Origin of the sequence: Limnohabitans sp. (assembly GCF_044361645.1) — a bacterium.
Classification (GTDB): Bacteria; Pseudomonadota; Gammaproteobacteria; order Burkholderiales; family Burkholderiaceae_C; genus Limnohabitans_A.
In genome coordinates, this window is sequence record NZ_JBIKIL010000168.1 from 1 (window position 1) to 6427 (window position 6427).

Here is a 6427-nt window from a genome sequence, read left to right on the forward strand (position 1 = left end):
TTGGAGTTGGCACGGAGCTGATCGGCGGCTTCCCACAGGCTGGTTTCAATTTGCGCGATGTTGTGGAAGGCGTTGGCGGTCATCTGTGCGGGGGCTGATTGTTGTTTTTGGCGGTTTGCCGGAGGGGCGTTTGGGCGGGGTGGCCAGCGGGGGCGTGAATGATTATGCCCAGCTTTGGTTGGGGGTTGGGGTGGGTTTGGGGGGCGCATGGGGGTTTACGCGTAAAGGCAATTTTTAAATAATTTTTCGTATTTATTTGGGTATAGTGTGGCGGTTCAGGCCTGCTGCCCTGGATGGTGCGGTGGGGATGTTGTGAATTGCTGACTTGGATCTGAAGCCCAAGGCGGAAACTGGTTGCAACGATTTCAACAAAAGAGATGTATCGACTCAAACCGGGTGTATCAACTGGGTTTTGTGGTCTACATCAAGTTAGAGCTACCGATGACCTCAACACGATTCGAGACATACACAATTCATATTGAAGGCGAGTGGTCGCTTGAAGATCTCTATGTCTTTCCGCGCGCATTCGAGCAGGTCTATTTCCTTGTCTATTCCCTTATGCCAGAGCGTGACGAAGATGCATTGGAGCGCATACACAACGCATATCACGCATTTCCGTGGAGGGGTGGCTACAGCGCGGTGAACTTTTACAACCAGCTTAAATTTGTAACGCCGAAGAAAGACCGCCCGCAAATAGCGTCGATTCACTATGCCTCACCCGGTTGGCTTGAAGTCGCGCTTATTCTCAGCGTTGCTTTCTCTGTTGAGCGCCTTGTCAAGAGTATCGCCAACACTATCGGCCATGCCAACGATGTATACGACCGTATCGTTCGGGGCATGTCTGAGCGAAAACTACTTCGACTTGAGGTCGAAAGAAATGAGCTTCAGTTCAAGAAAGAAGAACTGGAATTCATCACGTCATGCCTGGAGCAAATGGGGAAACTACTTGGGTTCAACAACCTTGAAGAAATCAATGCGCGCACAGGGCATCCCTACCTAAGTTTGAAAATCCTTTTGTCGCTGTACCGACGTGTGAAAACACTTACCGACTACATCGGCAAGGGCAAAGCCGATTTTCGCAATGAAAAGTAGCTCTAAACCTGCGGTCCACCGTATGCTGCGCGATCAAGCCGCGCAGCGCCGGTGACTTTCACGTTAGGCAGCAAAGTCAGCCTCAGTCACTCCCGGGAGATCATGAATGCAAGACCCGTACCGCTTCGAGATGCACGGCACGGCCTTCGAGGGCGGCGATCGAGTCGACAAGCTGGCTGTTGGGCTCAGCGGTCTTCAACACATTTTTGACGGCAACTACCGCGCGCTGACAGGCAAGAAACGAATTAGTGAGCTAGATCGCGAGCGCTACCAAGTTCGCGTCACTGGCTATAAGGAGGGCTCGTTCATTGCTGGCCTTGGTGCTGTGTACACGGGCCTGCAGGCCGTGCTGCCGCTCACCGCAGATCCTCTGCAAATTTGGGAACATACCAAGAACGGATTCGACTTCTTGAAGTTTGTTTACGATCTCGCGCACGCTGGAAAGCAGCCGACGATTCAGCAAAATGGAGACGGCAATGTCGCTGTAGTTGCCGGCGACACATACAACACGTACAACGGAACGGTTTACCAAGTAGGAACGCAGATCATCGGCGGTGTCCGTGAGTTGGATAATCTCCTTGGCGTACCGGCCGTAAGTCGCATTGCCCTTCTCGGCCCAAAGAACAATCCAATCTTTGAGCTAAACGCCGCAGATAAGGGACGATTTTTTCCGCCAGCCAACATCGACGAGTCGCCAGTGCATCTCGTCTGCGATATCTTCGATTTCAACAAATACGAGAACGTTGGTCGCGCAAGAGTGGCACCTGATCAAGCGGTTCTACAAGGGAACTATCGCTTCAGGAATATCGGAGACCAGGAAGTAGAGGACTTCATACTCTCCATGACCGAGAAGCAGGTGAGGCTTCACTGCCTTGTGAAGTACGTGCACGACCCGCTTTCAGACTCAAAGATTGATGAACTCCTTGTCATCAAGGTTGATGCATAACGAGTAAGGATAGGTCGCGCGAAGCCGCGACCTGATCCGTTTGTTGGACGAGCCCGGTTCTGGGCGGTGGTTTAAGCCCTACAGAAAACATCTTTTTGTCTTGCCTGTGCGATTGAGCATTCACATGGCTCAAGCGATATGACGGCGGTGCGCCTTGTGCCATTGCGGCACTTTTGGGCAGTGTGTGGCTGTTTTTGGTCGAGCACATGCTCAGTGCTTTTGGGGCACTGTTGCGCAATCCTCAAGCTGAGATCGGGATTGTTACTGGTTCGTGGTGGACCCACTGCGTTGCGGTGGTGGCGCATTGGTCGATGGCAAGATTCGGCGGCGCAGCACCCTCATGGCACCGGCGCAGCACGCGCACGTCCATTGCGCACGAGGTGTGGTGTCCGAAGTCGCTGATGGGGTTGCGATGCCACTTGGGCGCTTGAACACCAGCAACTTCAGCAAGGCGATCAGCCTTTTGCTGTTGGGATGCAAGAAACCAAAGTTGCGCGCCCTTCTAAAGCCTTTGGGCAGCACATGCATTACCAGACGCAGAAACTGCGCGCCACTCACGGTGCGCGAGGTCAGGCGTTTGGTTTTGCTGTCGCGCCAACGGTAGGTGACGTTGTTGCCGTCGCAGCGCAAGATGTCCTTCTCCTGAATGACGCCCCGGTACAGATAGCGGCCCAAGTAGATGATGGCCTTGTGACCACTGCCCACACTCTTGCAATCGACCACCCACACTTGCGGCAAGTTCGCTGGTGGCGTCAGACCTTGTTCACGCAGGGCGGCCAAGAACTTGGCGCGAAAGACTTTGGCCAATGCTTTGTGGCTGAACAAGTAGTCGCCGCCCTTATTGCTGCGGCGCATGCTGCGCCACAAGCCCTTATTGGCATCCAGCGCCGCCGCTGGCATGAGCACATGAACATGTGGATGAAACTCCAACTGCCGCGAATGGGTATGCAGTACGGCCATGGCCCCGGGCGTGCCTTGCAACTGTTTGTGGTTGGCACTGAAGACGCGCAACGTCTGCCAAGCGCAGTCCATCAAGGCGGTGTAGGCAACGCGTTGATGCTGCCAAACCAGCGTGCGCAGCTCGCTGGGCAAAGTAAACGTGAGAAGAAAGTAGTTGCTCGGCACCAGCCGTGTTGTTTGTCGCTCAATCCAGGACTGACTCTCGTGGGCTTGGCAGTGGGGACAGTTGCGGTGGCCGCAGGAGTGCGGCACCATTTTCTGATCGCCACAGTCAGTGCACTGGGCCAGCATGCGCGGCGCCAATGTGGTGCGGCAGCGCTGCATGGCTGCGAGGGCCTGGCGCTGGACGTGTGAGGCGCACTGGGGATACTGCGCCAAGTAGTCTGCGCCAAAGCGCTCAATGATGGAGGCCAAGGTGATCATTTGACACCACCCCAGTCCACACAAAAGCGTGCCATCAAGGCCTCAATGCGTTCGCCTGCTTGGGTGTTGGTGTTGTGGGTGAGGTGGGTGTAGCGGGTGGTGGTGAGGATGGAGTGGTGGCCCAAAATCTTCTGCACCTCCAGCAAATCGACCCCAGCTTCAATCAGATGCGTGGCATAGCTGTGGCGCAGGCTGTGCGGGGTGATCTTTTTTTTAGGCCGCAATCGATGGCCACTTGGTGCAATGTCTTTTGCACGCCGCCCCGGTCCAGCGGCGTACGTGCCGCGTGCGCGCCCTTGAATCCACCCAGGCGATTGGGAAACATCAGCACGGGGTTGCGGTGCGTGGCCCAAAAGCGGCGCAGCACCAAAAGCGTGGCTGCTGGCAAGGGAACCAGCCGGTCACGGTTACCTTTGGAGTCGCGAATATGTACGCGCTGGCGGACTGCATCAATGTCTGCGACCTTCAAAGCCAAGCCTTCGCTCAGGCGCAATCCCATGCTGTAGAGCGTGAAGAAAAACACGCGGTAACTCAACACCCGAGTGGCGGCAAACAGAGCTTGCGCTTCTTCCACGGTGACAATGTCAGGCAAGCGCTGAACCTTGGGGGGCTTGATGAAGTTTGGGCTGCTCCAGGGTTTGCCCAGTACGTGTAGGGTACAGAACTTGAAGCCGTAAAGATCGAGTTTGACGGCGCTCCAAGAATGAGAGGCCACAAGATCGCTGAAATAGTGGGTCAGTTGCGTGGGCGAGAGCTTGTCAATTGCAAAATCAAAGTAGTCGCCCATGCGCCGAATTGCACGGGCGTAAGCGTCAATGGTTTTGGGCTGCAGGCCTTTGAGCTTGAGGTGTTGCAGGTGGGTGCGGTACGCGCTGGAAAATGGTTCGGGGAAAATGGCGGGGTCATAGCCACCGGGATACGTTGACATGGGCAAACTCCAGATAAGTTGAAGATCACATGCCCCACAATTGAGGCATGAGCCTACAGCTTACGAATTCACCAACAGCCGTTGCGGCACACCCGCTCCGCGTAGCGGCTTCGTCCAACTGTCGCATCCCAGCTGATCGCATGGCTGCTTAAATCACCCCAGCCGCCGATACCCCCACCAAACCCTCATCCCCGTGGTGATGGCACACAAGCCCGCAAACCCATAAGCCAACACCGCAAAGTGTTCAGGCCACACGCACATGGCGGCAAACACCGTGATGGTTTCGGTGGCTTCGGTGAGGCCCCCTAAAAAGTAAAAGCTTTTGCCCGGCAAGGCGGTGTCGGTCAGGCCACGTTTTTCGGCCAGTGCGGCAAACGCCAGAAAGCTGCTGCCGGTGCCGATGAAGCTGGCCAGCAAGGCCGCAGCGGGCAGGGCGTTGGTGGCGGGGTTGGCCACCGCAAAGGCCAGGGGGATGGCGGCGTAAAACAAAAAGTCCAGCGCGATGTCCAGAAAGCCGCCCGCGTCGGTGGGTTGGGTCAGGCGGGCCACGCTGCCGTCCAGGCCGTCGAGCAAGCGCGAGGCCAGCAGCAGCGCCAAGCCCCACCACCACGCTTGCAGCGCAATGGCCACGGCGGCGGCCATGCCGATGGCAAAGCCCAGCCAGGTGAGCGTGTCGGCGCTGATGCCTGCGCGCACCAAGCCGCGTGCAGTGAAGTCGAGCACGGGGCGCAACAGGGTTTGGGCGTGGCGGTCAAACATGGTGGTCAAACATGGTGGTCAAACATGGTGGTCAAACATGGCTTGGGCTTTCTTCGGTGGCGCGAAAGTGCAGCACGCGCTGCGGGTCGGCCACGTCTTGTTCGTCGTGCGTGACCAGCACCACCGGGATGCGCCGCTCGCGCACATGGGCAAACACCCAGGGGCGCAGCTGGGCGCGCAAGGCGGCGTCGAGTTTGGAAAACGGCTCGTCGAGCAGCAGCGCTTGCGGCTCGGCCAACAAAGCGCGCATGAGCGCCACACGCGCACGCTGCCCGCCCGAGAGCGTGGACGGGTCGCGATTGCCCATGCCAGTCAGCTCGGCTTCTTGCAGCGCTTGTTGCACGCGGGCTTGGCGTTGCGCGTTGGTGAGGCTGATGCCGTTGGTGCTGCTTGCGGGCACGGCAAACAGCAAGTTCTCGGCCACCGTCATGTGCGGAAAAAGCAAGGCGTCTTGAAACACCAGGCCCACGCCGCGTTGATGGGTGTGGAGGTGCGCAAGTTCGCGGCCATTGAGTTGCACCGAGCCTTGCAACTGCAGGGGCTGCAGCCCTTCGGACACGCTGGCCAGCGTGCCCGCTATTGATGCCAGCACCGAGCTTTTGCCGCAGCCACTCGGGCCCATGAGTGTGAGGATTGCGCCGGGCGGCACGTCTAGGCGCAGGCCGCTCACCAGCGCGTGATGCGCGCTGCCCAAGCGTTCGATGTGAACGTGCAGGCCGTCGTTCATGCCGTGATGAAGGCCATCGGGTGGGGTGTCGGTCATGGTGTGGCTTTCATGGGGGCGATCTTCTCAAATCGGCGGGGTCTGCCCAGCCACGCGGCCAGCGCAAAGGCGGCGATGGGCAAGAGCATTTGCAGCGCGGCGTAGGCGCTCATGAGCGAGCGTTGCGCGCCCGCGGCCAAGGTGACGGCTTCGGTGGTGACGGTGGCAAAGCGGCCCGCGCCCACATAGAGCGTGGGCAGGTATTGCGCCACGCTGACCGCAAAGCCCACGGCCCAAGCCGAGGCGATGGCGCGTTTCAGCAATGGCCACTTCACGCGCCACAGATAGACCCAGCGGCCATGGCCCAAGCTGGCCACCAGCGCGGCTTGGCGCGGGTCCACCGCCTGATACGCGGGCACCAGCGCTAGCAGCACATAGGGCAAGACCATGACCGCGTGCGCCAGGCTCAGGCCCAGCCATTGGCCTTCCAAGCGAGTGTGCAGCGCCAGGCTGTACAAGCCCACCACCCACAGCACCGAAGGCAAGACCAGCGGCAACAAGAAAAAGGGTTGCAAGGCCTGCTGCCAGCGGCGCGGGGCCAGCTCCAGCCAAGCCA

At 58.4% G+C, this 6427-nt stretch carries 8 protein-coding genes; 2 read left to right on the plus strand and 6 right to left on the minus strand.

The window, feature by feature from the left end:
• Window positions 1-441 precede the first annotated feature (441 nt).
• Both ACIQ39_RS18070 and ACIQ39_RS18075 read left to right on the plus strand, forming a co-directional pair.
• Window positions 442-1092 (plus strand): hypothetical protein, encoded by a 651-nt coding sequence (locus ACIQ39_RS18070; protein ID WP_396435974.1) that lies wholly within the window; start codon window positions 442-444, stop codon window positions 1090-1092.
• Between the two features lie 106 nt (window positions 1093-1198).
• Window positions 1199-2038 (plus strand): hypothetical protein, encoded by an 840-nt coding sequence (locus tag ACIQ39_RS18075; RefSeq protein ID WP_396435975.1) that lies wholly within the window; start codon window positions 1199-1201, stop codon window positions 2036-2038.
• A gap of 261 nt (window positions 2039-2299) precedes the next feature.
• Here the strand turns inward: ACIQ39_RS18075 and ACIQ39_RS18080 are convergent, their stop codons facing one another.
• The 6 genes from ACIQ39_RS18080 to ACIQ39_RS18105 all read right to left on the minus strand — a co-directional run.
• On the minus strand, window positions 2300-3421 hold the full coding sequence (locus ACIQ39_RS18080) for a transposase (RefSeq protein WP_396435976.1): 1122 nt from the start codon (window positions 3419-3421) through the stop codon (window positions 2300-2302).
• Window positions 3418-3645, minus strand: coding sequence for a tyrosine-type recombinase/integrase (locus ACIQ39_RS18085; protein ID WP_396435977.1), 228 nt, complete (start codon window positions 3643-3645; stop codon window positions 3418-3420). Before ACIQ39_RS18085 ends, ACIQ39_RS18080 begins: the two co-directional genes overlap by 4 nt.
• Window positions 3585-4349 (minus strand): site-specific integrase, encoded by a 765-nt coding sequence (locus ACIQ39_RS18090; protein ID WP_396435978.1) that lies wholly within the window; start codon window positions 4347-4349, stop codon window positions 3585-3587. Before ACIQ39_RS18090 ends, ACIQ39_RS18085 begins: the two co-directional genes overlap by 61 nt.
• A gap of 153 nt (window positions 4350-4502) precedes the next feature.
• Window positions 4503-5108 (minus strand): CDP-alcohol phosphatidyltransferase family protein, encoded by a 606-nt coding sequence (locus ACIQ39_RS18095; RefSeq protein WP_396435979.1) that lies wholly within the window; start codon window positions 5106-5108, stop codon window positions 4503-4505.
• A 31-nt stretch (window positions 5109-5139) separates the two neighbouring features.
• Window positions 5140-5871 carry an ATP-binding cassette domain-containing protein gene (locus ACIQ39_RS18100; protein WP_396435980.1) on the minus strand — a complete coding sequence of 244 codons (732 nt, stop codon included), beginning with the start codon at window positions 5869-5871 and terminating at the stop codon, window positions 5140-5142.
• The coding region (locus tag ACIQ39_RS18105) for an ABC transporter permease subunit (protein ID WP_396435981.1) at window positions 5868-6427 on the minus strand (560 nt) is incomplete at its 5' end. The genes ACIQ39_RS18100 and ACIQ39_RS18105, both read right to left, overlap by 4 nt.